Below are 428 nucleotides of genomic sequence, written 5' to 3'. Positions count from 1 at the left end.
ATGTCATAAATGTAAGCGCCTTTATAGCCGTTTACAGGGAATTTGAGGTCTTCGTTGAAGCTTTCGAGATATCGTAGCCAGACACTGGCGGCGAGAATATTCATCTGTCGACCAGCATCATTGACGTAGTATTCCCGCTCAACTTCATAGCCCGCGGCTTCCAAAAAGTCAGAGACGGTTGCACCATAGGCTGCGCCTCGCCCATGACCGACGTGAAGTGGGCCAGTTGGATTTGCCGAAACGAACTCAACCTGAACACGTTCTTTGCTTTTCGCTTGTGCGCGTCCGAAGCTTTCTTTTTGTTCGAATATATCGTTAAGAACGCTGAACTGCGTTGCGGTACTGACAAAGAAGTTTATGAAGCCGGGCCCTGCAATATCCATTTTCTCGACTTCAGCAGGCGCATGTTCTTCAATTTTCTTGCAAAT

At 47.7% G+C, this 428-nt stretch carries 1 protein-coding gene; it reads right to left on the bottom strand.

The features are described from left to right. Nucleotides 1-428: arginine--tRNA ligase (gene argS, locus A3751_RS17600; protein ID WP_156492588.1), on the bottom strand; the 428-nt coding region annotated here is incomplete at both ends.

The sequence above is a fragment of the Oleiphilus sp. HI0080 genome, from assembly GCF_001635135.1.
Note: the sequence above shows the minus strand (reverse complement) of the source record. Positions and strands in the feature narration are given on the sequence as shown.